Genomic DNA, 26846 nt, shown 5'->3' on the forward strand with positions numbered 1-26846 from the left:
GGCCGACGTAGGCGGCGGCGAGGATGCGTGCTGCGGCGATGAGGAAGACGCCTCCGCCACACGCCGGGTCCAGCACCGAGACGTTGAGGACGTCGGCGGGGTCGTCGTCCAGGTGCAGGTCGGTGATGGTACCCAGGACAGCCCGGGTCAGAGGGTGAGCGATCTGGGGCGGGGTGTACCAGGTGCCGGACGCGCTGCGGGTGTCGGAGGCGAGTAACTGCTCGCGCAGGCTGCCGAGTTCTGCCGCACCCCAGGCGGTGCTGTTGTCGAGGTCCTGGAGGAGCTTGCGGATCCGGTGTGCGGTGTCGACGGGCAGGTCGACGGGCCAGGGTTCGGCGAGCCGGCGGGCGGCGGCGACCGTGTTCACCGCGAGCCGGATGATCTGGCGGTGTCCGTCATCGCCGGGCGCTTCCGCCGCAAGCGATTCCAGGGTGCTTGCGGGGATGTTCATACGGGGGCCGGCCATCAGGAGTTCCTCTCTTGTCGCAGGCCAAAGGAGCGCCGCACCCGCATGAAGGCGGGCACGGCGCTCAGGGGTGGTGCTACTGGAGGGTGGTGCCGGTGACAACGAGGAACTGGTCGCTGCCGAGGTCCATCACGACCTGGACGTCCGTGCCCTGGGCTCGCTGGGCGGCGGCGTACTCCTCCGCCGGCCACGAGCCGCGGGGCCCTCCGGCGGGGAACCGCTCCAGGACGGTGCGGGACTGCACGATGTCCGTGGCCATCACGCGTCACCACCGTTCACGCGCTCGTGGATTACGATCAGCGGGCCGATGGCGTCGGGATTCTCTGCCATGCCGACCCACTGCCCGAGGGCGGTGAAGACCGGGACGGCGTCGGTGCCGGTGTCGAGCACAACGACGTAGTCGCCGTACCTGTCGAGGACCATCTCCTGCAGTGCACGCGCCGGTGCGGCGGCCAAGACCTCCAGAGCGTCGACGCTGAGCCGAGCGGGCTCCGACGGGTTGCCGGACTGGGTGAGGAACCCGGAGACGTGCAGTAGATCACCGGGCTGGATCTCGGTGAGCAGAACGGACGCGATGCGGGCGTTGCCGGTGGTGCAGGACCAGATCACGTCGTCCACGGCCTTGTCGGTCAAAGAGACGACCAGCTGGAACCGGACGGTGCCCGGGGTGTCGCCGGGTGTGGGGACGGTGTCGAGGAAGCCGTCGACGGTGAGGGGCTTGGTGTCCATCAGCCCGCCACCGCCAGGTTGATGGTGCGGTGGGCGGCGTCATACGCGTCCACGACGGCTTTGCGGATCATCCCGGCGTCGGCGACCTGGTGGCCGTGAGCGCGCGCCCACACCCGGATCGCGGCCAGCTGCTCCTTGCCGCGCCCCGTGCTGGTCGGCGCGGGCACGGCGGCGGGGGGAAGGGGACGGCTGCCGGCCTTGACCACGCGCAACGTCTCCTGCGCCTGCTCCAGCTTTGCCTTGAGCTTGGCGACGCGCTCCTCGGCCTCACGCAGGGCGTCGTCGCTCTCGCGGCGCACGGTCAGCTCGTAGAGGTCACTGCAGATCCGGGCGGCCTTATTGCGGATCACGGCGGCCGGATGGATCTTCGCCCAGGCAAGCAGGGCCTCGATCCCGTCACCGTCCACCGGGCCCTCGGACGCCGGATCGGCCGTCTCCGGGGTGTCGGCGTCGGCGCCCGGGGTGGGGGCACCGTTGTCGGTGTACTGGAGGGCTTCGGCCAGTTCACTCTCCGACAGCCCGAGGGTCTCGGAGACGTGCTCGGGGGAGTCGCCGTTGTTGAGCATGGAGGCGGCGGTGGCGGTGAAGGCGTTGGCGGGCATGGAGTCTCCGGGCGTCTGGGTGTCATCGGGGGTGGTGAGGTGGGGGAGCAGGGACACGAGGTCGTCCTCGTCGCAGGGCAGTCCGAGCGCGCCCAGGAGGTCGGCGAGGTCGTCTTTGTCGCGGGCCTGATGGGCGACCACCAGGGAGGCGGCGGCGCTCTAGTCGCCGTCGAGCGGGGTGAGTTCGAGGGCCTCGGCTTCGAGGGCCTCTTTCATGTCGGTGAACACGGGCTGGTCCTCCTACGCAGCGGTGGTGGTTCGGGGCTTGCGCTGCGCGAGGTCCAGGAGCTCGCGGTTGCGCTTCTTCTGTGCGTCGGTGAGCGGCCGGGCCTTCGCGCCGTGGCGGTGCCAGAGCGGGGACGCGGGCGGCTCGGGGTAGGCGAGGGCGTGGTCGACGTCGCGGTCGGTGTTACTCAAGGGAGCCTCCAGGTGGAGGAGTTCAGGCGTGGTCGTCGTCGCGCCGGCGCTTGGACTGGAGGTCGGAGGCGAACCGTCCGAGGCGGGCCTCGGCAGGGTTCTGGCTGATCCAGTCCTCAGCGCACGCCTTGTGCACGGGCTCCCCGTAGTGGGAGCGCATGGGCGTGGGCTGCTCGCACAGCGCGCAGGGGCGGTCCTGCCAGCGGTCGAAATGCTGGGCATCGCGCCAGTCCAGCAAGCCGCCAGGAGCCGGGATCAGACCCGGCTCGAACAGCGGCTTCCTGCCTCGGGGGCGGGTCACGGCCGGAAGGAAGGCAACTGCTGGAACACGCGGGCCACCAGGTCCGGCGAAGGTTTCCAGGCCGGAAGCGCACCCGTGGCGGGCACCGGCAGGGCAAGTTCCTGGACGTCGGCGAGGACCAGGTGCTGCGTGCCGCGCTCCGCCCAGGGACTGGTGCACCGCTCGGGCCCCAGATCCAGGTGGCAGCCGGTGAGACGGGCAACGCCGATGACCGCACCCAGGTGCAGTTCGCGGCCGCGGATCGCGGTGGCGACCAGCGGGTCACGCAAGGCGGGGCGCTCCAGCGCCTTCCCGGCGTGGATCAGGACCCAGCCGCGCCACGGCCAGGGCACGGGCCGGTTCTCCGTGTTCTTCCCTGCGAGGATGCAGGTCGCCCAGGGCTGGCGGATCGTGATGCCGCGAATCCAGTCGCCCTCGGGCAGGGTCGCGATGCTCATGCGGCTCGCCCCCACATCGCCGTGCCCGGGCGGCCCGCGCGCCGGCCGTTGATGGACGGCACCGTCGCGTGCTCCTTCGTGGCGAGAACGGCCCGGCCGGAGTGCTTGCCGTCGTAGAGGGCGGCGTCGGCGGCGCGCTGCGCCACGGCCAGGTCGCGGGTGCCGATCACGTCCAGTGCCGCGGCGCCGACCGAGGCGGCGACGTCCACGGCCTGGCCGCCCTCGAGGACCACCGGGATGCGCAGCATCCGCACCAGCTGCGCGAGGCGGACCTCGCGACGGGCGCGGGGCAGGTTCAGCACGATGGCGAACTCGTCTCCACCGAGCCGGCCGACGGCCGCACCCGGGCCCGCCCATGCGGTGAGCCGGTCGGCGGTCGCCCGCAGCACCGTGTCCCCGGCCGCATGGCTCAGGCGGTCATTGACGTCCTTGAAATGGTCCTGGTCGACCAGGACCACGACGGTGTCGTCGCCGTGGCGGCGCAGGACCTGCCCGGCCTGGGCGGTGTAGGCGTCGCGCCGAAGGAGCCCGGTGAGGGGGTCCTTCTTCGCGGCGGCGAGCTTCCGGTGCAGCGTGAGGGCGTGCACGGTCCAGCCGGTGAGTGGAACGGCGGCGGCGGTCAGTAGGAGTGCGCGCTGCCCGAACCGGGCCTGCACGCGCAGGACGGAGCCCATAATGAGGATCTCCCTCTCGTCTTGTACGGGTTGGGTGGGCCCGGGACAGCCGTCGAAGCCGCCAAGCACGTGCGGCTGTCCCGGGGCGGAGCTACAGGTCGAAGGGCTTGGAGTTGAGCCAGCTGTACGGGCTCCTCCAGGGGCCGGCCTTCGCGGCGGGCCAGTCGAGGTCCCAGCCGGGCCGGTATCCGCAGGCGCCCCAGCCGTCCGGCCGCCCGTGGGGAATCTCAAGTCCGGCCTCCGCCGCAGCGCGTGCCGCCGCGTAGACCTCGTGCGCCCTCTGGACGGCGGCGCTGCGGCTGTCGGCCCGGCCGGTGAAGACGTGCACACCTTCCAGGCCGGGCTGGGCGGTGCTCTTAGTCGGGACGTCGACCTCGTAGTAGGGCAGGCCCATGACGCCCATCTCCTCTCGTTCGTCTCGTGGTTGAGGGGCCACTGCGACCGCCCCGGACCCGGCGGGTAGCGGGGTCGGGGCGGCACAGAATGCGCTCAACAGCGGGGCTACGGGCGCGGACCGACGCCGCAGACGCGGGTGTGGTCGATGATCGAGGCGACGTAGCTGGAAGCCATGAAGGTGCCGGCGTGGTTGATGGCGCCGCGCAGGTCGTCGAGCATGGCGCGCCACTCGGTTTCGTCGGTGTCGAGGATCTTGCGGATCTGGGTGTTGTCGGCTTCCAGCTGCTTGATGCGGCTCCGGGCCTTCTCCAGTTCGCGGATCAGCCACCGCATGTCGTCGTGGGAGTGGGCGACGAACTCGCCCAGCGGCAGCTTGGCGGGGCCGCTGGTGCCGAGGACGGCGATCGGGCGGCCCTGGGTGTCCTCGATGACGCCGGCGTCGCCGGGCCGTTGCCGCCAGCCGTCGATCTGTACGTCCAGGGTGCGGCGTTGGATCGTGTCGAGGCGGTCGGGATCAGTGTCGGTGTCGGTCATGGCGTTCTCCGTCAGTGCTCAAGGTGGATGGTGATCGGCCGCCGGGGGTCCCCGGCCGAGGTGTGGACGGTGCGGCGGTGTGCGGCAAGGCCGGCGCCACCGCCCTGGATCGGGAGGTGCCAGTCCTGGCAGCCGTGCCACCACTCGTCACCGGCCGGGAGTTCGGCCGGGGTGAGCGGGTGCGGGTGTGGGCCGGGTGCCGCCCGGCTCACCCTCCGGCTCCCGCCGTGGCGAGCTCGGAGGCCAGGTGGACCGTGCCGAAGCCTTCTGCGAGCAGCTGCTCGCGGGTGGGCGTCAGCTCATGGAGCTCGCGTACGACATGCGGCGGAACCATGCGGTCGCGGGAGGCGTTCTGTGCCTCCACCATGACGAGCGGGACGTCGAACAGGACGGCCGTGGTGGGGCGTTGCCAGTAGCGGGCGCGGGCCAGCAGTCCGGCTCTCACGTGCGCCATGACGTTGGTGGAGTCGAGGATCGCGTGGAGGTTCCGGGAGAGCCGCGCGTCCAGGAGCAGGTTCTGGATCTCGGCTGCGACCGGGGGTCTGGTCGGCTTCGGAGTCGGTCGCGGCCAGCCGGTAGAGATCGAGGCAGATGCGCCAGCTTGCGGGGTACCGCAGGGCGAAGGTCGACTTGCCGCAGCCGGGCGGGCCGACCAGGGCGCACACGGTGCCGGCGGGCAGGGTCAGCGGGTGCATCGGATCCTTTCAACGGGGCGGCTGGCGCGGTTCGAGCGCGCCAGCCGCCCTCGGGCTATTACGGCCGGGCGTCGCCCCAGGCCCGCAGACGGCGCTAGCTGTCGCAGCCAGCCCCATCGCTGTCGTGGGGGAAGCGGCCTCCGGTGGCGCGAAGGTCGTTGAGGACCTGCAGGAGGTCGAACTCGCCGTCCAAGACGGTGTCGATGTAGCCGTTTCCGCAGGTGCAGGGCGCGATGAGGGTGAGGACGTCGCGCTCCTGGTCGCCGTCGCTGGAGTGGTGTAGCCACAGGCCGCCGTCCAGGTAGGCGACGGCGCTCGGCTCCAGTCCGGCCCCTTCGTGGGCGGGGTGGCCGCTCCAGCCGTCGTCATCCAGGGCCTTGCCGAGGGTGTCGGGGTAGGCGTTCCAGACGTGGTCCAGGGCTGCCGTTTCGGCGTCGTCGCGCTGTTCGTCCTCGCCCTGCACGCCGATCTGAAGAGCGATGTCGAAGAGGAGGGCGAGCGGCGAGTCCGCGCCGGCGGCGATGGTGGGCGGGGTGAGGGTCTCGGTCATGTGCGGCTCCTTCGGGGTTCCGGAGCGACCGGGCTGTCCGGTCCTCCGTGCGGCCCCGGCCAGCGCTTGTCAGCTGGTCGGGGCGGCACGGGGATCCGTCAGAACGGGGTTCGTCGTACGGGACCGTGCGGCGGGGCAGAACCAGCAGGCCTGCCGCGGCCCGGCGCCCGCGCGATGCTGGTGGCGGTTGGTGAGGACGCCCGCATCGGCCACTCCAGCCAGTTCGTCCTCGATCTGCTGGAGGGCCTCGCTCAGGCGATGGTGTGGATAGGTGCGCGGCGGGCTTCGCGGACGGGTCCGACGGCAGGGTTGAGGTGGGCGGCGAGGCGCTCCAGCTCGCAGGCCTGTGCTTCGCCGTCGTCCCACCGCGTGTGGTACTGCTCCAGGGCTGGTGCTGTGAGCCGGGACAGGGACTCTTCGGTGCGGAATTTTTCGACGCGTCGCACGCCCGGCCGCAGCATCTGCGCGGCATGTACGAGTTCGTGAATGACCGTCTTGTCGACCTCAGCCGGATCGGTGAGGTGGGCTTGCGCGTTGGCAACGCAGAGAATCCGGTCCAAGCCGTACAGGGTGCACCCGTACAGACCGGCGCCGTCTTCTTCGCCGGCGAGACGGCGGGTGAAGTAGGTGTCGGTGACGAGGAGTTCCACCCCGCGCAGGCACGCACCCATCTCGCTCTCGACAAGGTGGGCGGCCTGGTCGGCGATGGCGCACACCCGGTCCAGGACTGGTTGGCGGGCCGGGCCGATGGCGTAGGCGTTGACCTGCACGGGGGATTCCTTTCGGGGGGTTCGGGAGCGACCGGGCTGTCCGGTCTGCTGTGCCGTCAGAACGGTGGTTCGTCGTACGGGGCGGTGCGGCGTGGCAGGAGGCGGAGGGACAGCTCGTGCCACTCTGCCCAGCACCCGCAGGTCTCCATATCCGGGTTCGGGCCGTTGGTCCACCAGCCGCCCGCGCCCCGGCAATGGGGGCAGTTGGGGCGGGGGAGCGGCTCCAGCCAGATGCCGTGCCGGGAGCAGGTCAGCCTCCAGTGGCCGGCCTCGATGGCGACGGCCGCCGCCGCGGCCGTGACCGGCACGGCGACCAGCAGCAGGGCCGTGGCACGCAGGCGGCTGACGGTCACGTCAGCGGGATCGCGCGGCAGAGGCCGGCGTGCTCGTTGGCCTTCTCCCGGATGGTGAACAGGTAGTCCTTGTCCGGGCACCGTGAGGTGTCCTTGCAGCCGAGGCAGTCCCAGCGGTGCTTGTCGGAGCCGCGGCCGGAGGGGATGACGTCGACGTACGAGCCGCCGACCGTGATGAACCGGATCTGCAGGCCCTTGGGCCTTTCGGGCTCGGTGAAGGCGGAGGCGATGGGTGCGGTGCGCATGGGCGGTCGTCCTCTCGGATCAGGCAGCCAGCAAATGCTTGGCTGGGGAGGTCATGACGGTGTCGGGGCTGGGCTCGAAGCCGTGCCGGCACGGGTCGCAGCAGCCCTGGCGGCGTAGCGGAAGGCAGTAGTAGTACCGGCGGCGACACCGGGGACATGTGCTCCTGGCGGCCATCGCCTGGTCCAGGGCCCACTCCTGAGCGAGCGTCGGGACGCGTTTGGGCTTGGCCAGGTCGACGCGGAGCAGGAAGCCGCGGGTGGGATGACGGCAGGACCACTGCGGCCGGGTGGCGCACAGCTTGCAGCGAAGGATCGCGAACGGGCCCTCGTTGCCACCGGGGCTGAGGCCCATGTCCCGCAGCTGGCGCCGCGTGACCAGGCCTTCGGGAAGATCGCTGCGGTCAAACTCGGGCAGTGTCGCGTCGCTGCGCGGCACCCGGTTCGACTCTCGGCGGCGCCTCTTCCGGCGGCGCGGCATCACCTGCTCCAGGCGCCGGGCAGCCGGTCGGGGCGGTGCGGGTAGCGGGGGCCGGGACGCTGCGGGCGGGGCCGGCCGATCCGGCGGCGCGGGCGAGGGATGAGCACGAGCAGTTCCTCCAGTCGTCGGTGGACAGCGCTGCGCCCCGCCGACGTCGTGCTGGTGTCGGCGGGGCGCAGCAGGTGGTGCGGCTGGGTTATGCGGCGAGGCCGTGTGCCGTGCGCGTGGGGTGCTCACCGGGCGTGGCCGGGGCGGGCGTGGTGTGGCCCGGCCGGGGCGTCTCCGGCTGCTGCTGGGGGGCACCGTGCAGGTGGGTGGCGACCAGGTAGCCGATCAGCAGCCCGGTGATGCCGAAGACCTTGTGGCGGTTGACCTTCCACCAGGTCGGAGCCGGGGGCTCGGTGAGCACTCCTATGACAGCCGGGGCTTTCGCAGCCAAAACGGGGTCTCCTTCTCGCTCGGGGGGCGGTGGGTGCGGCCAGGCGGCCTGTCCGGTCCTCGCCGACCCCGGGGCGGGGCGGGCGAGGGCCAGGCAGAGCGTCAGGTCAGCGGGCGGTGCGGAAGAGGCGGGCGCCCCACGACCGCAGCCGGTCGACGCGGGTGGGGTGGGTGTGCCGCCAGGCGGTGGGCCACACGTCGTGCTCGGTGGGGAAGGAGCGGGACGCGCCACACGTGCACGTCCAGGCGTACGGCTCGGGGCGGGTGTCGTCGCGGGTCGCGGTGATCTTGGCCCTGGTGCCGTCGTGGCTCCCGTGGAAGGTCCCGACCCAGAACTCGGTCTCCTCCAGCTGCGGCTTCATCAGGTTCCCTTCGTGCGCGGTGATGGTGCTGGACAGGACGGAGCGGGGGTCAGCGCTGGAGCGGGTGGACGTTGTCGGGCCCGAGGTCGTCGCCCGCCGGGGTGGGGGCGGGGATCGTGGCGTGCAGGTGGAGCGCGGGGCTGAACTGATACTGCGGCGGGTGGTTGTGGACGATGGGCCGCAGGGTCAGTCCACGCAGGGCGAACATGCTGGCCAGTGCCCACATGAGGGCGGCGAGCCCGGTGGCGGCGGCGCGGCCTCCGGCCGGGGAGGCGGACCAAACCATCGCCAGCGTTACGCAGCCGAACAGCGCCCACGCGATGCGCGCCCCGGAGTTGCGGAGGAAGCCGCCGATGAGGGCGAGCAGTCCAGTCAGCTGCCAGAAGGCGTACAGGGCGGCCGGGGCCACGGCGAGGTGGTCGGCCTGGTCGGCGAGGAAGAGCCGGATGGGGTGGTCGACCGTGCCCCACAGTCCGCTGCCGTCACCGGCGCTGGTGGCCGGGATGGCGGACAGGCCCTTGAGCGTGACGGAGGCGATGTCGCCGGCGGCGTCCACCATCATGACGATGAGGCTGAGCCCGCCGAACAGTCCCGCCGCCTTGATCCAGATGGCGACCTCGTGCCAGCCGGCGTGCCGGGCCCGGAAGACCTCATCCCACCGCTGGTAGAGAAAGCCGCCCTCCTCCCAGGACTCCTTCCACGCGGCGCGCAGCCGCGCGAGCCGCCTGGTGCCGTGCTTGCCGTCCAGCTCGAGGACCGGCGGCGGAGGCATCTGGTCCATCAGGTCGAAGAAGGACGGGGTGTCCTGGCCGTTGACCGGCTTGTCGTTGTTGGGCATGGCGTAGTTGCTCCTTCGGCGAAGGGATCGGTGGGCGGTGCGGGCTGGCCGGAGCCGGTCAGTGGATCTCGTTGCGGGTGCGGGCGAAGAACGCCCCGCGCGTGGTGCTGTTGTTGTGGATCTCGGTGCGGTGGGTGACCGGACCCTCGAAGACGTTCTTGGTGACGGCGGAGCGCGCCTTGCTGATCGCGCCGCCGATGGCGGTGGCGGCCATGGCCAGGCCCGCGAACGGCAGGGTGACCATGAGGACGGCGTTCAACGTGACGGAGGCCAGGCCCTGGAGCACGAGCCAGGCACCGCAGCCGATGCCGGTGACGCCGGCGCCCACGCCGATGGAGGCCACCGCGATCCCGGCCGCCCAGGCCGGGACGATCCGGTGGTCGGGCTGTGGCACGGGCGGGGTGGTACCGAAGGGCGGCGGCTCGGTGTCGTCGCGGAATGCGGTGGGGTGGTGGCGTACGGGGTTGCTCGCCCAGTTGTCGATCAGGCGGCGGGCTTCGGCCGCGGCCTCGGACTCGGGCATGCCGTGCTGAGTGTTCAGGGGGTCCATCGGTCTTCTCCGATCACGCGGGAAGGGGAGCGCCCTCCCGGCCGTGGTGGCCGGGAGGGCGCGTAGGGGAGTGGCCGCGCGCAACGGCGAAGGGCGTCGCCGGAGTTGTCCGGCGGCGCCCTTAGGCGTTGCGTGGCAGGTGAGTTGAGGCTGGCGGGTGGGTAGTCACCGCACCTGCGCCCCGGGCATCCTCGATCCAACGGGCGCGGGGAAGGGGATCGGGTGGAGTTCGTCTTCGAGTGCGGGTGGTGCGGCGGGGACAACTTCTTCGTGGGCAGGCAGGTCGGCTTCTGGGCCGACAAGTGGGAGGTGCCCTCGGAGTGGGACTGCCGCTTCTGCGACGGGCTCAACTACACGCACGACCCGCCGTGGACCGAGGCATAGTTCAGAAGCTGGAGATCAGTCCGGCGAGCGAGGCGAGGCCGCTGTTGATGGCCGGGGCCAGGCCGGTCGCGGCGAGGGTGAAGCCGAACAGCGTGCAGGCCAGCATGGAGCCGACACGCACGTAGCCGCCCTTGAGCAGGACGACGACGATGATGCCCAGCAGCACGGCGGCGGAGATGGAAAGGGCCACGGCGAGTGGTGCCTCCTTCGGGATCGGATCGGGTGGGGCCGGCCGTGCTCGGGCGGGCCGGCCCCACCGGTGACGGGTCGGGAGAGGGTCAGGCGTTGTTGAGGCTCTTGATGGCCTCCAGCGCCTGGCGGGGCGAGGTGATCTGCTCGGAGCGGCTGCTGCCGGACTTGGCGCCGCGCTTGCCGCCTCCGCCCTTGCCTCCGCCGCTTCCGCCGCGTCGGCGGGAGCCGCCGTCGTCGTCACCGTCGTCCTCGTCGGGCTCGGGCCAGAACTCGCCGGGCCGTACGGGCTCGTTCCAGTCGAACCACAGGCCGCGCTTCTCCAGCTCGCTGATCTCGTGGTCGGTGAGGTGGTTGACCTCGTCCGGGAACAGGTTGGACAGGTCGGTGTCGAAGTCCGCGTACAGCGACCGCATAAGGACCGCGCGGCCGTTGTCGAGGACCATGACGGCGACGCCGCCCGTGCTCACCCCGTTCTCCGGGTCGGCCTCACCCTTCATGGCCCGCTCGATCGCGGAGCCCTCGTTGCGGGAGTAGCGGGCCGGGATGGTCGGCACGTCGTAGGCGTTCTCCATCGTGCCCTCCGCAGCCTTGCGGGTGGCACCGGGCGAACCCATGTTGAAGATGGTCGGCCTGCTGTTCTGCCGCAGGTTGTCCTTCATCTCGGTGGAGAACCCGTTGTGCGCGAACGGCGACTGCCCGGCCGGGTTGAAGCCGATCCCGTACTTGAGGCCGGTGACGGTGAGGTCGTCTCCATCGGTCTGGATGAACTCGCCGTACAGGGCGTCCTGGGCTGCGGTCATGAACTCATCGCCGTACACGTTCAGCTGCCGGTAGGGGCAGCGGGAGTCGCCCGGCTTGTAGTCGTGCGGCTGGCCGTCGTGCGGCCAGGGCATCTCCGCCCTGATCTCGCACAGCGCCTTCGACGCGCGCAGCGAGCGGGCCATCCACAGCGCGTTCGAGCCCTGGCGGTCGATGTACTTCCCGAGCACGGTGGTCTTTTCGTCCTTGCGGACGGTGGAGAGCCACACCACCTGGCCGTCCAGGGACTGAGCGGCCATGTTGATCGCGAAGAACTGCGTCTTCCCGGACCGGGACACCCCGAGGATGAGGCCGTGGGCTGCGGCGTTCTTGTCGTGCTGGTACACCATGCTCTTCACCGGCTGGCCGGTGATGGTGAACCCGCACACGTACATGCCCTTGGCGTCCGGGGTGAGCAGTTCCCGGGTGGCGGGGAAGATCGCGCTCAGCGGGGGCTTGTCGAACGCGCTGATGAGGAACTCGGTGCCGTCGATGAGGACGAACACGCAGGAGTCGTCCTCGGGCAGGCCCAGGCCGCGGCAGACCTTGGCCAGGTCGATGCGCGGAGTCTCCGTGGCATCGGCCATCCTCGCCCGGTAGAACGTCACCCCGCGTACGTCGTCGCGGCTCTTGTGGATCAGTTCGGAGCCGGGGGCACCGCCCTTGGGGGAGCCGACCTTGTCCGTCCAGCGCTCCTGGGGGGTCGGCTTGGTGCGCCGGCGCAGGTTGGCGTCGGGGGTGATGCGGGCCTCCAGCCAGCCCGGCCCGCCCTGTCGGCCGGGCTGCATCGCGACGTCCGCCAGGACGACGTCGCCGGCGTGCACGCCGAACGGGGCGGCGACGGCGGCCTCCGTGAGGCCGGTGATCGGCCGTCCGGGCTCCGAGGCGCGCAGCAGGATCGTCATGTCGTTCCGCATGCCGGGGTGCCGGGTGGCCTTGACGATGTGGGTGCGGGCGGGCATCCCGGCCTGCTCCCACAGCACCCTGGCGTCGCGGGTGAGCAGGTCGGCGCCGTCGTCCGGCTGCGCCACCGACTCCTCGATGGCTTCGGCGGGTACCGGCTGGGGGGCCGGGGCCGCGACGGCGGGACGGTGGCGGCGGCGGGCGTGCCGGGAGAACGGCATCACCAGGTAGCCGGCCGCCGCCCATCCGGCGGCGAGCAGGGCGTCCATCCAGTACGGACCCCAGCCGGTGGTGGTCTTGGCGGCGACGTCGACGGCGGCGGCCAGGACCAGCGGGGACCAGCGCAGGATCTTGCGTCCGGCGCCGTGCTCCTCGCTCTTGGCGGCGAGGAACCAGCCGCCGATCCCGGCGGCGCCGGCCAGCTGCACGACCTGGTTGACGGGGTGGTCGGGGTAGATGTTCGGAGCCACGGCCAGCACGGGCGCGGCGAGGGTGTAGGCGAGGCGTTCGAGCGCGACACTGCGCGGCGTGGTCACCGGCTTCTCCTTCGGGAAACGGGACGGGCGGCCCCGCGGTTGTCGCGGGGCCGCCCGTGGCGGGGTGGGTGGGGGAGTGGGTGTCAGCGGTTGAAGAACCCGGGCCTGGGGGTCTTCTCGGGCCGGTTGGAGCGGATTTCGTCCAGCGCGCCGTAGAGCTTGGAGTGGGTGCGCTTGGTCTCGTGGGTGAGGTCGGCGGTCTCCTGCGTGGTGTCGTGCAGCTTGCGGACCTCGACGGCGGCGCCGCCCAGGGCGACGGCCACCAGGTTGGTCACCTCCACGAACTTGCCGTCCAGGCCCGCGTTCTCGATGTCACGGGCGGCGTCCTCGGTACGGCCGGCGTTGGACCGCATGCTGCGCTGCAGCGATACGAGCTCGAGGACGGAGTCGTCCATGGCCTTGCCGAGCCTGTCCAGCTTGGCCTGGACAGCCTTGTAGCGGTTGTCACCGTCGGCCGGCACGGGTGCCGCAGCGCTGGGGCGGGGTGCGAGGTCGCTGCTCATCAGCGGATGTCCCTTCCTGCTTCTAGTCGTGGTGAGCGGCGGCCGACACGTACTTCAGGCCCGCGTCTTCCTTGGCGGCCATGTCCTCGCCGTACACGCGAGCGACCCCGGTGGCCGCGACCCTGGCGGCCTCCTTGGCCACGCCGCACTGCTCGGCACACCGTTCGGCCTGCTGCCTCATCAGACCGGCGGAGTCGGCGAGGTTCGAGATCAGCTCGGTGACCGCAGTGCTGACGTTGTGGTCGCCGACCAGATCGGCGGCCATCTCCCGCAGGGCTTCGGCGACCTTGCCGAGCGCCTCCGCCAGGGCCTCCGCCCGCTCCTGGTCGGAGGCGGCCCTGATAGCGATGTTCACCATCTCCATCAGGTACTCGTCGAACGTGATATCCGTCCGGTGCTGGGCGCTGAGATTGCCCTGCCCGGACGGCTTGCTGACCTGCGCGCTGCTCACGCTGCTCCCTTCCGTGCTGGTCGGCCGACTGGTGCCGGGCCGCGCGGTGTGACGTTCCGGCGCGGGCGGCAGGCCCCTGACGCCGGTCGTCATCGCCGCGGGCTTGTCGGGGACGATGTCCGCGTCGACGATGTCGTCGTCGCCCTTGGCGGCACGCTTCGGCGGGCGGGTGTCGTGCTCGGGCCACTCCACCGTCGGGGTGGGATCGTCCGGCCCGAACGGGCTGTCCGCCGGCCGCTCGCGCCGCCCCGTCCGGCGAGTACGGCGCGGGCCACGGGTGCGGCGACGCCGTCCGGCCCGGCCGGTGCCGGCGGTACGACGGCGCCGGAACCCGCGGCGCTTCTTCGAGCCGCCAGACGCCCCGTCACCAGCCTTGCCGTCCTTGGCGGACTTCCCGTCCTTGGCGTCGGTGCCCTTGCCTTTGGAGTCCTTGTCCTTGGTCAGGCTCACCTTCTCGGTGCCGGCCGCCTTGGCGGCCTTCGCGTCGGCGGCGGCCTTCGCGTCGGCACGGCGCTTGTCGAAGCGGCGCTGGACTTCCTCGCCGACGGCCTGGCCCAAGGTGGTGCGACCGGAGCCGGCCGACGCCGCGGCTTCCCGCTTCGCCTTCCGCGCCTCCCCCCGCTCCGCCTTCTTGGCCCGGCGGTCCTCCCATTCCTTCTGCCGGTTGGCGCGGGCCTGGTCGCGGTTCTTGGTCCGGTCGGCGACGCCGGCGGTGTGCCCGGCGCCGCGCCGCTCCTGCCGCCCGGCCTGCCGGGTACCGGCGCGCTCCTGACGGCCGCGGGCCCGCTCCGCACGGGCGCCGGACGCCGGGCCGTTCTGGCCCCGGCCGCCGTCGCCCTTCGAGCTGCCAGAGCCCGTCTGGGAGCCTTTCGAGCCCCCGGATGCCCCGTTGCGCCCGGAACCGGCTGCGCGGCCACCAGAGCCCGTCTGAGAGCCCTTCGTGCCGCCCTTGCCGCCCCCGGTCGACCCGGACCCCGAACGCCCGGCGCTACCGCCGGAGTTGGACCCACGCGAGGCCGGCCCCTTCGAGCCGGAACCCGAGTTGTTGCGGGACGGACCGCTGCCGCCACCGCCGCGCGGGGACCCACCGCCACCGCCGGCCTTCGAGCGGCCTTTGTCCGCCCCCAGGCCGGAGCCGGACGACTTCGTGCGGTCGGCGTCGGCCTTTCCGCGCGCCGCCGCCTTGTCGCCCTTCGCTTTCATCATCGCGGCGTGGAGCTTTCCGTTCTGCTCCATCATCGCGACTTCCTGCGCGGTGCGGCCCTCCAGCAGCGCGGCCTTCCTCGCTATTTCAGCCTCACGGAAAGGCGCTTCGCTTTCATGATTTGTCCGCGCCATTTCCAGCCGGTATTCCAGCCAGTCACCGAGACGGTCAGCGAGAGAACGCGGCTGTTCGTATTCACCTTCCTCGTATTCACCGTCATCTTCACCGGCTTCCGGCGCCGTAATGCCTCCGGACCGCAGGGCTGCCGACGGGTCCGGAGCGGCCGGAATTACCGGCAGTTCCATCGTCGTCTCTTCCGGCGACTCCGGCGGTGCTGGGGGAATGTCTTCCGGCGGCGGAATGGTGTCGCCGTAATCCGGGATCGGCGGTGGCACGTACGTGGAATCACCGCTCCAGGGGCCCTGGACCAGGGTCCCGGTGCCGTCCTCATCGGACACGGTGCGCCTCCCTCCTGTGACTTGACAGAGCGTGGGGTCTTGTGTGCACGCGTGTGCACGTGCACGTGTGCACGCTTTACACGCGCGAGGCCCCGCCGGAGCCCGGCGGGGCCTTCGCTGGTGACGGTCAGTTACGCGGGGGGTGCTTCGCCACGACCTGCTCCGCGTACTGCAGCAGGTCGCTCCAGATCCGTCCGTTGCCCTCCACCCGCTGGTCCAGCGCCGTGATGAACAGGCGGCAGATCAGCGCGAATCCGGAGTAGACGTCGCCGCGACCGGCTTTGACGTCCTTGGCCATTCGGGATCGTGCCAGGCGGAGCCAGAATTCCATCAGCCCCGCCTCGCCGCGAGATTCGCGGGCTTTCGTCGCCTCTTCCTTCAGCCAGTTCTGACGCCGTTCAATGGAACGTTCGGCACTGCTGAGGGGGCGGTTCACGCCGACTCCCGGTTACCCAGGTCGTAAATCGACGTAGGAGCACTATAGCCCGGATTCCGGCTCTGCGCACCCTGCTGCGGAGAATTGGGTGCGGCCGGAAGCTGCTGCGGGTTCTTCTTCCGCTGCCTTTCCAGCTCTTTCTCCTTCCTGTCCTTGGCCGTATTCACAACGGCCTCGTCGTGGGAGCGGCGCTTATAGGCGCTCTTTTCCAGGCCCCCGGTGAGGTTGTTCAGGTTCTTGAGCACGTCCCCGAGGGCCTTTTCGACGGGCATCGCGCGAAGCCTCGCGTGGTACCAGCGGTCGCCCTCCACGTGCGTCTCGCGCAGGTGCACGCGGGTCTCGATCGCGAGGGTCTCCAGGTTCTTGCCGATGTCCAGCAGGACCCGCTGAACGTCGGCCAGGTACCGGGCGGTTGCCTCCGGGCTCTGCGCGACGTCGCGCAGAGGGGAGTGGTTCGGGTCGTTGCTGTTCATGCGAGAAGACCTCCAGGTCTCGGGGTTGGGGAACGGGGGAATCCGTGATCCCCGAGGCTGTTGCGCGGGGTTGGGCGGTAGTCGGAACGAACCTCGCCCGCACCGCATCCCGAGTGGGGCGCGGTGCGGGCGAGCGGCCTGCCGGCCGTGGCCGTCACCGGTCCGCGCTCGGTGGGCGAGCGCGGGCCGGTGACGACCATGAGCGGCAGGGGTTCTGCCAAGGGGTGAGCGCCTGAGCGCTCACCGGGCGCTCACCTACGCGCCCGGGGCGGCCTTTTCGACCTGCTCGCGCAGGCGCTGAGCGGTCGGCCGGGAGACCGGCTTGTCGGACAGGCCCGCCTGGGTGAGCGCGTCGCGGATCTCCGTCCACTCGGGACGGCGCCCGAGCTCGGTGTAGAGCAGGCGGATGCGTGCGTGGCGGCGCTCGGTCAGCGCGTCACTCTCGCTGCGCGTAAGAGCGCCCTCCGCTCGCTGAGCGTCTCCGTCCTCCGTGGCGCGCTCACTCTCGTGAGCGCCGGAGGTGAGCACCGGGCGCTCACGCTCGCCGCGTACCTCCCCGGAGGTGAGCGCGCTCACGTCGGGGTGAGCGTGCTCGGTTTCCTCCGCTCGCTCGATGGTGTGAGCGTCCTCGGGGGTGAGCGTGTCGGCGAGCGCGGCGGGCAGTTCTCCGAGCTTGAGCGTCATCCGCTGCTCCAGCGGAGCCTTCCAGCGCCACAGCAGACCGTGCTCTTCCTTGAGCTGCGCTCGCAAGTAGGTCTGCTCCTGGAGGCGGGTGAGCGCCTCCTCGTAGGAGGTGATCTCCCACAGGATCATCCGGCGGCGCAGCCGGGCGGTGGGGATCGGAGCGAGGATCCAGCGGCTGCGGCGCACCGTCTCCATCCGCTTCTTGCCGGTGACCGCGCCGATCCTCGTGGCGTACACGTGGGAGGCGATCTCCGAGAAGACGACCCACAGCAGCGTGAGAGCGGCGTGCCCGAGGCGGCCGGACATGCTGTCGGAGGCGTGCCAGTTCAGGTAGACGGTCACCGCCGTCAGCGCCCTCGGCACCCACCGGATCCAGCGCAGTTCCATGCCCATGCGGATCAGGACCAGGCTGGCGCCGGTGAAGGCGGGGATGGAGACGTCGATGCCGACCGGCAGCAGCCACGGCCACTCCCAGCCCCACCCTGCCGCCTTGGTCTCCAGCGCGGTGTAGGAGGACAGCAGACCGATGGTGGAGACGGCCGCGGCGGCCAGCACGATCGCGACGACACCCACCAGCTCCCCTCCGGACAGCGGCGGTACGCCGCCGGCGGGCCGGGCGTCGTTGCGTGCCTTGCGGCGGGCGGCGCGCGACTCGGTCCGGATCTCGCGGCGCCGGGCCCGCTGCACGGTGCGCTGCGTCGCCGCCTCCAGGACGCGTTCGCCTTCGGCCCGGGCCTGGGCAGCGGCGATCTGGTCGGCGGTGGCCTTCTCGACTGCCTCCCGGGCCGCCATCGCGTCGGCATCTGCCTGCTCGCGCAGCCGGGCGATGTCCTTGTCGACACCAGCCCGCAGCTCCTCAGCCGTGGCACGGGCGTCGGCCAGGGCGCGGTCGGCGTCCTGACGAAGGCCGGCAGCCACCTTCTCGGCTCCGGCCCTCACCTGCGCAGCCTGGCCGTCCGCGCTCTCACGCATCCGGTCGGCGTCGGTCCGTGCCCGCTGAAGGACGTGTTCGGCGTCCGTGGTGGCGCGGGTGCGGGTCTCGCTCGCGGTGCGGTCCGCGTCGGCCAGCAGCTCGGTGCGCTGCGCCTCCGCGTCCGCGCGGACGGTGACCGCGTCCCGATCGGCGGCGGACCGGAGTTCACCGGCGGCCATCCTCGCCTCGGTGACGACGTCGTGCGCCTGGCGGCGCGCGTCGGCGAGAACCTGGTCGGCCCTGCCGGTCGCGGCCGTGGTGAGGGCGTCGGCCTCCGAACGCGCGTCGGCGAGCAGCTGCTCCGCCTTCGCTTCGGCGTCGGCCAGGACCTGGTCGGCGTCGGAGGCTGCGGTGGTCACGGCGGCCGCACGGACCTGGTCCGCGTCGGACTGGGCGTCGACGAGGATGCGGACCTGCTCGGTCGTGGCCGCCTCGGTGATCGAGGCGGCCTCCGTACGGGCCGCGTCCAGCAGTTCGGCGGCGCGCTCCCGGCCGTCGGCGAGGATCTGGGCGGCGTCGTCGGCGGCCAGGTCCCGGAGGTCGGCGCCGCGGTCGGCGGCGTCGGCCAGGAGCGGGTCGGCCTCCGGGTACACCGCCAGAGCGGCGGCCTCGAGGGCGGGGGCTTCGGGCACGGCGGCCTGGACGGGAACGGCCACCGCCGTCGTCGCCTGGGTGCGCCCGCCGCGGGGCTTCGGCGTCGTCGCGGGCTGGCGCCTGCGGCGAGGGGTCTTGGTGTTGGCCACGGGGATGTCCTTTCTTCCGGGCGCCTCCGTACAGAAGGGGCACCGTGGATCAATGGCGGTCGGTAGGGTCGTGACCAGGCCCTCCGGGACCCCGGCAGCTCAAATGCCGGGGGCTCGGAGGGCCGTTGCGCGAAGGGCGGGGGTCAGCTCCGGTCGAGGTCGATCCCGACACGGGCTGTTCCCTGACTGGGACGTGCAAAAGACCGGCAGCCCGTTGTGCGGGCGTCCGGTTGGTGGCGGTGCTGTGGGGCGGGCTCGAAACTGTCCGTGGCTCCCGCCGGGCGGGAGCGAAACGGGACTGCCCGACTCCCCGTCACCGCCCGACCCAGCCACCAGGGTTCGGCGGCCGGTGCGAGCGGATCAGGCAGTCGTCAGGCCGTGATCGCGAGAGGACGGTGCGGGTCGATGATCCGGCCGTCGGGGAGCAGTTCGCCGGTGTCGTCGAAAACGACGACGCCGTTGCACAGCAGGCTCCAGCCCTGCTCCGGGTGGCCGGCCACGACGCGGGCGGCCTCCGCGGCCGGGCTGTCGGCCGACGGACAGCGCGGCGTGTGCGTGCACAGCGAGTCCGGCAGCAGGGTGGTGCCGGTACCGTGCGTCGCGGTGTCGAGCGGGGTGGTCGTCGTGCCCATCAGGGCCTCCCTGGGCTGTCGGTCCGGGCTGTCCGGCTCCCCGTCACCGCCCGTCCCGGCCGCCAAGGTGCAGCGGTCGGTGCGAGCGGATCAGGCAACTGTCAGAACGGATCAGGAAGCGGCACGAGCGCGGTTGCGGACAGTCCGCTGGCGGGCGGCGCGGCGCTTGATCCGGCGGCGCTCGTCCTCGGACAGCCCGCCCCAGACACCGGAGTCCTGGCCGGACTCCATGGCCCACTGCAGGCACTGCTCCATGACCGGGCAGCGGCGGCAGACGGCCTTGGCTTCTTCGATCTGAAGCAGTGCCGGGCCGGTGTTGCCGATCGGGAAGAACAGTTCGGGGTCCTCTTCGCGGCAAACAGCGTTATGACGCCAGTCCATTACGTCCTCCGTGATGGGGGGGTGGGCAGTTCGGGGTGACGAGCCGAGCCGCAGGGGCGGGCAGAAGGTGATCCCGCCCCTGCGGCGGGACGTGCTACTTGCTGCCGGCGACGTGGCAGCGGATCTGCTTGCCGACCGGTGAGGGAGCCGAGTCCCAGCCGGGCGCCAGCATGTCCAGCAGACCCAGGCCACGCCCGGACTCTGCGATGTCGCTGTCCATCGCCACCGTGTTGCGGCGCGGCAGCAGGTCCGTGGCGGGGTCGTGCACGTTCACCTGGATTCCGAGTCCGGTGGCGTACACCTCGATGACCAGCGGCACGTGATCACCGCAGGCCCGCAGGGAGTTGCCGAGCAGTTCCGAGACGACCCACTGGGCGGTGTCGGCGGTGTCCTGGTCGGCTCCGTGCGCCAGCGGCACCGACGCGGTCAGACCGCGCACGAGGCTGAAGGCGTCATCGGAGGCCGTGATGTGGGCGACGAACCCACCTTCACGGTGACGCAGGTAGCGGCCGGGGACGGAGGCCGGGAGCGCCGGCGGGTCCGCAACCATGGTTCCGGTACCGAAGACGGTGAGCGTCGTCACCGTGACCCACCGCCCTGGCCGCCCTGGCGGGCCCGGCGCAGCGCTTCGTCCATGTCCGGGTCGCTGTCACCCTGCGCACCGAGCGGGGCGAGGGATGTCATCATGTAGCTCAAGGTTGTTGTCCTTTCGCGAGGGGATGGCCTGCTGAACGGCCTCGGGGCGCAACCCGGGGCCGCTCGTTTTGACTGCTAGTACGAGCAGCCACGGCCTCCGGCCGACCCGAGGTGATCGGGTCGGCCGGAGGCCGTGGTCGTTCGTCCAGGCGTCAGCCCTGAGCGGCGTCGCGGGCGTCCATCTCCGCGTTGAACTCGTCGTAGTCGGCCTGGTCCAGCGCCTCGTACGTCGCGTACATCTCCTCCAGTTCGGCCTGCTCCTGGTCATGTACGGCGATCCGGGCCTCGAAGGCGTCCATCGTGGTGTCCTTCCTGGTCAGTAGTCGTGATGGGCTACCGGCGGAGTTGCTCCACCTTCGTCGCGAGCATCGTGATCGCGCTCATGAGGTCGGCCCGTTCCCAGTCGTTCAGTTGCGGACCGTCGGCCTTCTGCGGGCTGAGGGGATGCAGCATCGCCACCAGCGCGTCGTGGACACGCTGGATGTCGGTCCGGCGAACCGAGTCGGCGGTCAACACCCACTGGAGCTGGCGGAGCCGCCACAGTCCCTGCTCCCGCTGCTCCGCCAGCTCCTCCCGGAGCGTCAGCCCTACGCGGCGGGCGGGCTCGGTGCGCTTCTTGTGCGCGACCAGGTGAGCGAGCCGACCGCCGTCGGCGCAGCGGTCACGGCCGGACGGGGCGCAGGTCGCGCAGCCCTTGTTGTGGGCCTCGTACAGCTTGACCGCGGCCGTCTCGTCCAGGAGCGGCGCGACGATCTGGGTGATGGCCGGGACGACGGCGGTCTTCGGCTTCCGTGTGACGCGGTTGGAGCGGCGACCGTCGGTCTCGGCAACGCCTTCCGTCAGACGCTGCCACCAGCGCTCGATGTCCACATCGAGGACGACCAGGCGGTGGCTGCCGGGGCAGCGGCTCGGGTCCTCAGCGCCGGCCTCTTCCATGTGGTGCGGGACCAGCTTCGGGCGCAGCGTCCCGGGCTTGTTGATCGGCACCCAGGTCCGGCAGCTCGGGCAGACCAGCGAGATGCAGGCCGGCCGCAGGTCGTACTCGTGCGGCCGGAGAGTGGAGACGGAGAGTGCGGGAAGGGCGCTGACGGCCCGGGTACGGGTCCGGCGCAGTCGCTTCCGGGCGGCATGTTCAAGAGTCGGTACAGACATGCGGAGCTCCTCGTGTGCGGAGGGACGGGGGGTGCATCGCGGGTGCTCTCTCCGCCCCCCAGGCCACACGGCGAACCGGCGTCCTGCAGGACAGACAACGCATCTGCGCTGCGACGTGCACACAGCAGTCCTGGTCCCGAGAGGAGTTAGAAGTGCCTCAGACTCCGGGGCCACCACCGAGGTGGTGACTACTGCGGTCTTGCGGTGGTGCTGGTAGAGGACCGAGGTTCCGGCTCCCTCATCCGGCGCCGCCCGAGGGCGGTTCCGGGTGGGGGAGCCGGGTCCCTGAGGACCCGGCGGGAGTGTCAGGCCGCGACCGGCATGGGCGCGGCGGCAGGCGCGGTGCGCAGCTGCGCGGCGTAGGGGAGGAGCACGTCGACCAGGCGCTCACGCACGAAGCTGGCGATGCTCGGGTCTGCGGCGGCAATGTCGCGGGCGGCGAGCATCCGGTTCTCCCGGGCCTCGGTCGCCTCGATCGCCGCCTCCAGGTCCAGACTCTCCAGCCGCTCGTGGGGGAGGAGGCCGGCCTCGTACATCGAGAGCGGCGTGCCGAACGCGACGTCCAGGTCGACGTCGCCGAAATCCGGCAGCTCCACCTCGATCGCGTCCAGCAGGTCCTGGGTCTCCGCGTCGAAGCCCTCGGTGGCGAGGCTGGCAGCGGGGCGGCGGGTGACGTTCATGGGGTGGGCCTCTCGGTTGGCGGGGATGGCGACTGCAGTGCTGTTGTTGGGCAGAGCGAAGAAGTCGGCAGTCGAGGTTTCACCAACCTCGCTATCGAGGTCTTCAGTCAAAACCCCTTCTCTATCGATGTCAATAACTTCGATAGAGAAGTATGCTTCCGGGTCAGCAAGGCGTAGATCAGAGAAGGCCACCCCCACATACGCCGGACACCGCCGACCCGCCGTAGGATCGCTAGCGAGGTAGGGAGACGTATGCCGGATGAGCAGGGCGCTGAGCGGCCCAAGTACCAGCGGATCGCCGACGATCTGAAGGCGGCGATCGAAGCAGGCGAGTACGCGCCTGGCGACCGTCTGCCGGGCGAGAATGCGCTTGCACCGCAGTACGGCGTAGCCGTGATGACCGCCCGACAAGCTCTCCGCACGCTCAGGAACCAAGGGCTCGCGGAGTCCCGGAAGGGTGCAGGCGTCTTCGTCCAGGCGTTCCGCCCCATCAGGCGGCGCGGCATCCAGCGCTTGGCCCGGGACCAGTGGGGTTCCGGGAAGTCGATTTGGGACGCAGACGACGATCGGGCACTTAGCGTCGACCAGGTCAGCGTCGAAGAGGTCACTCCCCCGCGCCACATCGCAGATGTCCTCGGCCTGGCCGGCGACGAGAACGCATGCGCACGTTCCCGTCGCTACAGCCTGGAGGAGCGACCCGTCATGCTCGCAACGGCCTACCTTCCATACAAGTTGGTGGCCGGATCTGCCATCGCTCGCCCCGATACCGGGCCGGGCGGGATCTACGCCCGGCTCGCGGATCTCGGGCATGCGCCGGTTCACTTCAGAGAGGAAGTCCGCGGCCGCCTGCCCACGAGTGTCGAAGCTGCCCAACTCGGCATGTCTGTTGAACGACCTGTCTTGAAGGTCTGCCGAACCGCGTACAGCGCCGCCGGCCAAGCCGTAGAAGTCCAGGAGATGACCCTGGATTCCGCCTCGTATGTCTTGGACTACGAGTTCGACGCCTGACACGGGAGAGAACTTCATCCAGGTCGCGACCACGATGCTCACTGGTCCCGCCGGTGGGACGGCGCCAAGAGGAGCTTGAGGAGGAAGCCAGTGAGGCCGGTGCTGGCCACTGTGGTGACGATGTCTCGGATCACCACGAGCAGCACGCATGCGACCAAGCCCACTGTCAGGGTGATGGCGATGCGCACGGCGACTGCGCCGCGAGGGCGTCCTCTCGGCTGTGGTCCTGCAGGCGTTCTTGTGCACGGGCAGCCGTGTATCTGCGTCGGTGTGGTGGATGCGAGGTCGATGGTTCGGCCGTGGGCGTCGGCCACGTGGTGCGCTGTGCCGTGGGCATGCAGGAATTCAGACATCTTGCCCTCCTGGAGTGGTGGTTGCTTTACGGCTGGTAGAGCCGTCACTTCAGGTTTAGGCGTGGTGCCCGCTGGCTTCTACGGTTGCCATGTAGCCAGCTCGGACTGGATACATGGACACATCTGGAGGGAGAACTGTGGGACAGCGGCCGGCTGAGTTGACGCCGGAGGAGTCGCCGTGGCATCGCTGGGGTGCCGAACTGCGGCGTGCGCGCGAGGCGCGCGGTTTGTCCCTCGAGAGGCTCGGTCAACGGGTCCACGTCACCCGCAGCTACCTGTCGAAACTGGAACGGGGTAAGCAGCCGCCCTCCCGGCAGATCGCAGAGGCATGCGACCACGAACTGGACGTTGGGGGAGGGCTACTACTGGCCTGGGAGCAGGCCGATGCCGAGGTCCGCGGTGCCTTGGGCCCGAGTGTCCATGTGTCCAATCAGCCTCTCCATGTTTCCAAAGTCCCTGTTGGCCTGGTCACCGCCGTATCCGGACAGGCAACGTCGGACGGTGAGGGGATGTTCGTCCCCGCTCGTCTGGACGATGGAACGGTGGTTCTTGTGGCGCTCGATCGACGCGCACTACTGCGCGGTGGGGTGGGGATCGGAGCAGCGGCTGTTGCTGGCTTCTCTCTGCCGACAGCCGGCGCGGTCAGCGCATCAGAGGATCCGTTCGGCTTCGCGAGGAACGTCACTCAGAGTTGGTCCGGTCTTCGGCTGTCCCGTCCTGTGCCTGACTACGGTGTCGACTGGCAGGCGCTGATCCCGGGCGGTCGTTCCATGCTCGGGTCTCAGCTCTCGCTCCAGGTCCACCCGGCGCGCGTTGAGGCGGGGCGGGTGATCGTGTCCATCCCGGACCAGCGACGCGCTGAGGAGTTCCTGAGCCGGCCGAGTCGCGGTCTACTGGTCGGGGCGATCGACACCGAGGATGCTCCCCGGTTCTACGTCCTTGACGCCCGCAAGGCCCGCGGCAAGGTCATGAAGAACGGCGGCGCCTACGAAGTCACCGCTCCCACCGCCTACGAGCTGGACGATTTCACCCAGGGCATCCTGTGGGCCGTCGCGAACTACGACGATGCGCTGCAGGCTGATGACCAGGCTCTTGCTGAAACGCGCAGCGATCTCAGGGCGTACGAGCGGCTCTCGGCTTCCGCCGTCAGCCGAGAGGCCGCGCCCGGGCTGAACACCGTCGCCCACATGTGGCTCGGCTCCGATTTCTGCGCTCGCCATATTCTCCGGGCGTTGCCCGACCTCCCCGAGGTGCCCGCCTTCTGGACCCGCGAGCAGCGCGGGGAGGAGGCCAGCGCCTGGCTGATCTTCGATCACAAGTATCCGTACCTGCGTGAGACCACCAGGGCACTTGGCAGTACGAGCACCCGCGCCTTCTGCATCCCCGAGAACGTCGTCCGTTCTTCCCCACGTCACGAGCGTATCCTGTTGTTCCTGGCCATGGCGCTGATGGAAGCGATGGGCATCCACACCCAGGTCACCTCCGACGCGTCCTACGAGGCGGTCGAGGGGTTCGTCGTAGCCCCCGACAAGGAGGCCGTGATCGCCAACTGGGTTGGCGGTGAGGGCATGTGGCACGTCGACGTGACCGCCCGGTCATCGGTAGTCCGCGAGTTCACGAACGCAGCGCAGGATGTCGGCGCCCACTCGGTCACCGCAGCGGCCACCCCTGCTGAACGTCTCCGTGCTCTCGCCCAGTACCTCGATCTGCCCTGGTCCTGGTTGATCCAGCGGTCTGCCCAGCTCGCCAAGGTCGGGTCATCCGGGCTGATCCAATCCCGCAGCCGGCTCGTCTCACCGGATGGCATCGACACCGCATGCAGGTACGTGGGCTCCCTCCCAGCTGACCACTGACCCACACCACCCGCACGCCCACGAAGGGGCAAAAGACCATGAACGACAGCACCCGACGCGTCGCGGTGTTCACTCTTGGCGGCACCATCGCGATGACCGCCCAGACAGGCGAGGGAGCAACGCCCACGCTGTCGGCCGACGAACTCATCGCGGCCGTACCGGGCCTCGCAGACACAGGTATCGCGGTAGAGGTCGTGGATTTCCGCCAGCTTCCTGGGGCGTCGCTGTCCCTCGCCGACCTGCTCGAACTCGCCGTAACGGTCGAGACGCTCCCGGTCGACGGCGTGGTCATCACTCAGGGGACGGACACAATCGAGGAGACCTCGTATCTGCTGGACCTCGTCACCGCCGGGGACATGCCGATCGTCGTCACGGGCGCCATGCGCAACGCGAGCATGGCCGGCGCGGACGGTCCGGCGAATGTGCTTGCCGCCATTCGCGTCGCGGCCAGCACAGAGGCACGGGGTACGGGCTGCACCGTGGTGTTCGGAGAGGAGATCCACGCTGCCTGCTGGGTCCGCAAGACCCACGCCACGAGCCCGATGGCCTTCACCTCGTACCCCGGGCCGATCGGCTACGTCGCGGAAGACCGCGTACGGATTATGGCGCGCCCCAGCAGCTCTCTGACGGTCGCTCCTCACGATGCCATTACTCCCGCGCGCACCGCGATCGTCACGGTTTGCCTCGGTGACGATGGAACTGTCCTGCGAGCCGTTGGCGACCATGTCGACGGACTGGTGGTCGCGGCGTTCGGGGCGGGCCACGTACCCATGACGTGCGTGGACGAACTCGCCGATCTCGCCAAGCGCATGCCGGTCATCCTCGCGACGCGAACCGGATCCGGTCCTGTGCTCAGCCAGACCTACAGCTTCCCCGGCTCTGAATCCGACCTGCTCACACGCGGGTTGATCTCCGCCAGCACGCTGGACCCGATCAAGGCACGCATCCTTCTGCAGCTGCTGCTGATGACCGCCGCCGACACGGACCAGATCGCCCAGACCTTCAGCACCGTCTCGTAACCGTCTCACCAGCATCCGGAGAACCGTCTTGCGTAGCTACGAGCTGACCACCGGCCGGACTTTCGCCGTGAATTTCGACCACGGCGACGACTTCTTTCCGACTCTTGCCGATTTCTGCCGCGCGAACGGGGTCCGGCACGGCTACATCCCGATGTTCATCGCCGGCTTCGCGGAGGCGGACATCGTCGGGGCCTGCGAGAAGCTTGAAGACCCTGACGCCCCGGTCTGGAGCAAGGTCCACGTCACGGGTGTGGAGGCAATGGGGTGTGGAACCCTCGCCTACGACGCTGAGACGGACTCGGTCTCGCCGCATATCCATACATCTCTGGGGGAGAAGGCGCGGTCGGCGAACGGATATACAAGTCATCTACTCAGTGCCCGTGTCCAGTTTCTCGTTGAAATGTATGTCGTCGAGGTCACCGCGCCCGTGATGACCCGCCCGAAGAACCCGCTTCTCTATGACGTGCCGTTGCTGACCTTTGAAGCCTGAGGAAGTGGT

General features: G+C 70.4%; 40 protein-coding genes. 5 read left to right on the forward strand and 35 right to left on the reverse strand.

Translation table 11 applies throughout. The features are described 5' to 3' along the window. The 21 genes from ACW4TU_RS44930 to ACW4TU_RS45030 form a co-directional block, all read right to left on the reverse strand. Positions 1-466, reverse strand: a 466-nt coding sequence (locus tag ACW4TU_RS44930) for an N-6 DNA methylase (protein WP_457430782.1), incomplete at its 3' end; no start/stop codon positions are given. A gap of 76 nt (positions 467-542) precedes the next feature. Then, the gene (locus ACW4TU_RS44935) at positions 543-725 is read right to left on the reverse strand and encodes a hypothetical protein (protein WP_457430783.1); all 183 of its coding nucleotides are present in this window, start codon (positions 723-725) and stop codon (positions 543-545) included. Next, positions 725-1195, reverse strand: a complete 471-nt coding sequence (locus ACW4TU_RS44940; RefSeq protein WP_457430785.1) for a hypothetical protein — start codon at positions 1193-1195, stop codon at positions 725-727. The genes ACW4TU_RS44935 and ACW4TU_RS44940 overlap by 1 nt, the downstream gene beginning before the upstream one ends. Next, positions 1195-1938: an Lsr2 family DNA-binding protein gene (locus ACW4TU_RS44945; RefSeq protein WP_457430787.1), complete on the reverse strand. Its 744-nt coding sequence runs from the start codon at positions 1936-1938 to the stop codon at positions 1195-1197. The genes ACW4TU_RS44940 and ACW4TU_RS44945 overlap by 1 nt, the downstream gene beginning before the upstream one ends. Positions 1939-2037: 99 nt before the next feature. Continuing rightward, complete coding sequence (locus ACW4TU_RS44950; protein WP_457430789.1) at positions 2038-2214, reverse strand: hypothetical protein; 177 nt, start codon at positions 2212-2214, stop codon at positions 2038-2040. Between the two features lie 22 nt (positions 2215-2236). Further along, a complete protein-coding gene (locus ACW4TU_RS44955) occupies positions 2237-2515 on the reverse strand; it encodes a hypothetical protein (protein ID WP_457430791.1) in 279 nt (92 codons plus the stop codon). After that, complete coding sequence (locus ACW4TU_RS44960; RefSeq protein WP_457430793.1) at positions 2512-2952, reverse strand: ASCH domain-containing protein; 441 nt, start codon at positions 2950-2952, stop codon at positions 2512-2514. Before ACW4TU_RS44960 ends, ACW4TU_RS44955 begins: the two co-directional genes overlap by 4 nt. Beyond that, on the reverse strand, positions 2949-3626 hold the full coding sequence (locus tag ACW4TU_RS44965) for a diguanylate cyclase domain-containing protein (RefSeq protein WP_457430794.1): 678 nt from the start codon (positions 3624-3626) through the stop codon (positions 2949-2951). The genes ACW4TU_RS44960 and ACW4TU_RS44965 overlap by 4 nt, the downstream gene beginning before the upstream one ends. Before the next feature lie 91 nt (positions 3627-3717). Then, complete coding sequence (locus ACW4TU_RS44970; RefSeq protein WP_457430796.1) at positions 3718-4020, reverse strand: hypothetical protein; 303 nt, start codon at positions 4018-4020, stop codon at positions 3718-3720. A 107-nt stretch (positions 4021-4127) separates the two neighbouring features. Next, complete coding sequence (locus ACW4TU_RS44975) at positions 4128-4556, reverse strand: hypothetical protein (protein WP_457430798.1); 429 nt, start codon at positions 4554-4556, stop codon at positions 4128-4130. A gap of 11 nt (positions 4557-4567) precedes the next feature. Continuing rightward, positions 4568-4768 carry a hypothetical protein gene (locus ACW4TU_RS44980; RefSeq protein WP_457430800.1) on the reverse strand — a complete coding sequence of 67 codons (201 nt, stop codon included), beginning with the start codon at positions 4766-4768 and terminating at the stop codon, positions 4568-4570. Continuing rightward, entirely contained in the window at positions 4765-5139 is a 375-nt protein-coding gene (locus tag ACW4TU_RS44985) for an AAA family ATPase (protein ID WP_457431009.1), read from the reverse strand. The genes ACW4TU_RS44980 and ACW4TU_RS44985 overlap by 4 nt, the downstream gene beginning before the upstream one ends. 206 nt (positions 5140-5345) lie before the next feature. Next, the gene (locus ACW4TU_RS44990) at positions 5346-5801 is read right to left on the reverse strand and encodes a hypothetical protein (RefSeq protein WP_457430802.1); all 456 of its coding nucleotides are present in this window, start codon (positions 5799-5801) and stop codon (positions 5346-5348) included. A 251-nt stretch (positions 5802-6052) separates the two neighbouring features. Next, positions 6053-6571 (reverse strand): hypothetical protein, encoded by a 519-nt coding sequence (locus tag ACW4TU_RS44995; protein ID WP_457430804.1) that lies wholly within the window; start codon positions 6569-6571, stop codon positions 6053-6055. Positions 6572-6627: 56 nt separating this feature from the next. Next, positions 6628-6924 (reverse strand): hypothetical protein, encoded by a 297-nt coding sequence (locus ACW4TU_RS45000; RefSeq protein WP_457430806.1) that lies wholly within the window; start codon positions 6922-6924, stop codon positions 6628-6630. Further along, on the reverse strand, positions 6921-7169 hold the full coding sequence (locus ACW4TU_RS45005; RefSeq protein ID WP_457430808.1) for a hypothetical protein: 249 nt from the start codon (positions 7167-7169) through the stop codon (positions 6921-6923). The genes ACW4TU_RS45000 and ACW4TU_RS45005 overlap by 4 nt, the downstream gene beginning before the upstream one ends. A gap of 19 nt (positions 7170-7188) precedes the next feature. Beyond that, positions 7189-7605: an RRQRL motif-containing zinc-binding protein gene (locus ACW4TU_RS45010; RefSeq protein ID WP_457430809.1), complete on the reverse strand. Its 417-nt coding sequence runs from the start codon at positions 7603-7605 to the stop codon at positions 7189-7191. 238 nt (positions 7606-7843) lie between these two features. Continuing rightward, positions 7844-8086: a hypothetical protein gene (locus ACW4TU_RS45015; RefSeq protein ID WP_457430811.1), complete on the reverse strand. Its 243-nt coding sequence runs from the start codon at positions 8084-8086 to the stop codon at positions 7844-7846. A 106-nt stretch (positions 8087-8192) separates the two neighbouring features. Then, on the reverse strand, positions 8193-8447 hold the full coding sequence (locus tag ACW4TU_RS45020; RefSeq protein WP_457430813.1) for a hypothetical protein: 255 nt from the start codon (positions 8445-8447) through the stop codon (positions 8193-8195). A 49-nt stretch (positions 8448-8496) separates the two neighbouring features. After that, positions 8497-9285, reverse strand: coding sequence for a hypothetical protein (locus ACW4TU_RS45025; RefSeq protein WP_457430814.1), 789 nt, complete (start codon positions 9283-9285; stop codon positions 8497-8499). Between the two features lie 58 nt (positions 9286-9343). Continuing rightward, complete coding sequence (locus ACW4TU_RS45030) at positions 9344-9835, reverse strand: hypothetical protein (protein WP_457430816.1); 492 nt, start codon at positions 9833-9835, stop codon at positions 9344-9346. A 222-nt stretch (positions 9836-10057) separates the two neighbouring features. Here ACW4TU_RS45030 and ACW4TU_RS45035 point away from each other — a divergent pair, with 222 nt between their 5' ends. Continuing rightward, entirely contained in the window at positions 10058-10219 is a 162-nt protein-coding gene (locus ACW4TU_RS45035) for a hypothetical protein (RefSeq protein WP_457430818.1), read from the forward strand. Position 10220: 1 nt separating this feature from the next. Here ACW4TU_RS45035 and ACW4TU_RS45040 read toward each other — a convergent pair whose 3' ends face one another. The 13 genes from ACW4TU_RS45040 to ACW4TU_RS45100 form a co-directional block, all read right to left on the reverse strand. Next, positions 10221-10409, reverse strand: a complete 189-nt coding sequence (locus ACW4TU_RS45040) for a hypothetical protein (RefSeq protein WP_457430819.1) — start codon at positions 10407-10409, stop codon at positions 10221-10223. Positions 10410-10497: 88 nt separating this feature from the next. Then, a complete protein-coding gene (locus tag ACW4TU_RS45045; RefSeq protein WP_457430820.1) occupies positions 10498-12648 on the reverse strand; it encodes a chromosome segregation protein ParM in 2151 nt (716 codons plus the stop codon). An 83-nt stretch (positions 12649-12731) separates the two neighbouring features. Further along, the gene (locus tag ACW4TU_RS45050) at positions 12732-13151 is read right to left on the reverse strand and encodes a conjugal transfer protein TraB (protein WP_457430822.1); all 420 of its coding nucleotides are present in this window, start codon (positions 13149-13151) and stop codon (positions 12732-12734) included. Between the two features lie 22 nt (positions 13152-13173). Beyond that, complete coding sequence (locus ACW4TU_RS45055; protein ID WP_457430824.1) at positions 13174-14841, reverse strand: ATP/GTP-binding protein; 1668 nt, start codon at positions 14839-14841, stop codon at positions 13174-13176. Positions 14842-15391: 550 nt separating this feature from the next. Continuing rightward, complete coding sequence (locus ACW4TU_RS45060) at positions 15392-15700, reverse strand: hypothetical protein (protein ID WP_457430825.1); 309 nt, start codon at positions 15698-15700, stop codon at positions 15392-15394. Beyond that, positions 15697-16173, reverse strand: coding sequence for a hypothetical protein (locus tag ACW4TU_RS45065; RefSeq protein ID WP_457430827.1), 477 nt, complete (start codon positions 16171-16173; stop codon positions 15697-15699). Before ACW4TU_RS45065 ends, ACW4TU_RS45060 begins: the two co-directional genes overlap by 4 nt. 255 nt (positions 16174-16428) lie before the next feature. Further along, positions 16429-18573: a DUF2637 domain-containing protein gene (locus tag ACW4TU_RS45070; protein ID WP_457430829.1), complete on the reverse strand. Its 2145-nt coding sequence runs from the start codon at positions 18571-18573 to the stop codon at positions 16429-16431. A gap of 371 nt (positions 18574-18944) precedes the next feature. After that, complete coding sequence (locus tag ACW4TU_RS45075) at positions 18945-19136, reverse strand: DUF5999 family protein (protein WP_457431010.1); 192 nt, start codon at positions 19134-19136, stop codon at positions 18945-18947. Positions 19137-19316: 180 nt separating this feature from the next. Continuing rightward, the gene (locus tag ACW4TU_RS45080; protein WP_457430831.1) at positions 19317-19586 is read right to left on the reverse strand and encodes a WhiB family transcriptional regulator; all 270 of its coding nucleotides are present in this window, start codon (positions 19584-19586) and stop codon (positions 19317-19319) included. A 94-nt stretch (positions 19587-19680) separates the two neighbouring features. Further along, on the reverse strand, positions 19681-20169 hold the full coding sequence (locus ACW4TU_RS45085; protein WP_457430833.1) for an ATP-binding protein: 489 nt from the start codon (positions 20167-20169) through the stop codon (positions 19681-19683). 265 nt (positions 20170-20434) lie between these two features. Further along, entirely contained in the window at positions 20435-20581 is a 147-nt protein-coding gene (locus tag ACW4TU_RS45090) for a hypothetical protein (RefSeq protein ID WP_457430835.1), read from the reverse strand. Positions 20582-20615: 34 nt separating this feature from the next. After that, positions 20616-21434: a hypothetical protein gene (locus ACW4TU_RS45095; protein ID WP_457430837.1), complete on the reverse strand. Its 819-nt coding sequence runs from the start codon at positions 21432-21434 to the stop codon at positions 20616-20618. A gap of 305 nt (positions 21435-21739) precedes the next feature. After that, positions 21740-22114: a hypothetical protein gene (locus tag ACW4TU_RS45100; protein ID WP_457430838.1), complete on the reverse strand. Its 375-nt coding sequence runs from the start codon at positions 22112-22114 to the stop codon at positions 21740-21742. A gap of 252 nt (positions 22115-22366) precedes the next feature. Between ACW4TU_RS45100 and ACW4TU_RS45105 the strand changes: the two genes are divergently transcribed. Continuing rightward, positions 22367-23122, forward strand: coding sequence for a GntR family transcriptional regulator (locus ACW4TU_RS45105; protein ID WP_457430840.1), 756 nt, complete (start codon positions 22367-22369; stop codon positions 23120-23122). Positions 23123-23160: 38 nt separating this feature from the next. Here ACW4TU_RS45105 and ACW4TU_RS45110 read toward each other — a convergent pair whose 3' ends face one another. After that, positions 23161-23310: a hypothetical protein gene (locus ACW4TU_RS45110; protein ID WP_457430842.1), complete on the reverse strand. Its 150-nt coding sequence runs from the start codon at positions 23308-23310 to the stop codon at positions 23161-23163. Positions 23311-23612: 302 nt separating this feature from the next. Here ACW4TU_RS45110 and ACW4TU_RS45115 point away from each other — a divergent pair, with 302 nt between their 5' ends. The 3 genes from ACW4TU_RS45115 to ACW4TU_RS45125 are packed head-to-tail and all read left to right on the forward strand — an operon-like array spanning position 23613 to position 26837. After that, positions 23613-25328, forward strand: coding sequence for a helix-turn-helix domain-containing protein (locus ACW4TU_RS45115; protein ID WP_457430843.1), 1716 nt, complete (start codon positions 23613-23615; stop codon positions 25326-25328). A 38-nt stretch (positions 25329-25366) separates the two neighbouring features. Continuing rightward, positions 25367-26347 (forward strand): asparaginase, encoded by a 981-nt coding sequence (locus ACW4TU_RS45120; RefSeq protein ID WP_457430845.1) that lies wholly within the window; start codon positions 25367-25369, stop codon positions 26345-26347. A gap of 28 nt (positions 26348-26375) precedes the next feature. Next, positions 26376-26837, forward strand: a complete 462-nt coding sequence (locus ACW4TU_RS45125) for a PPC domain-containing DNA-binding protein (protein WP_457430847.1) — start codon at positions 26376-26378, stop codon at positions 26835-26837. Positions 26838-26846 lie beyond the last annotated feature (9 nt).

This window comes from Streptomyces kryoterrae, from assembly GCF_054072135.1.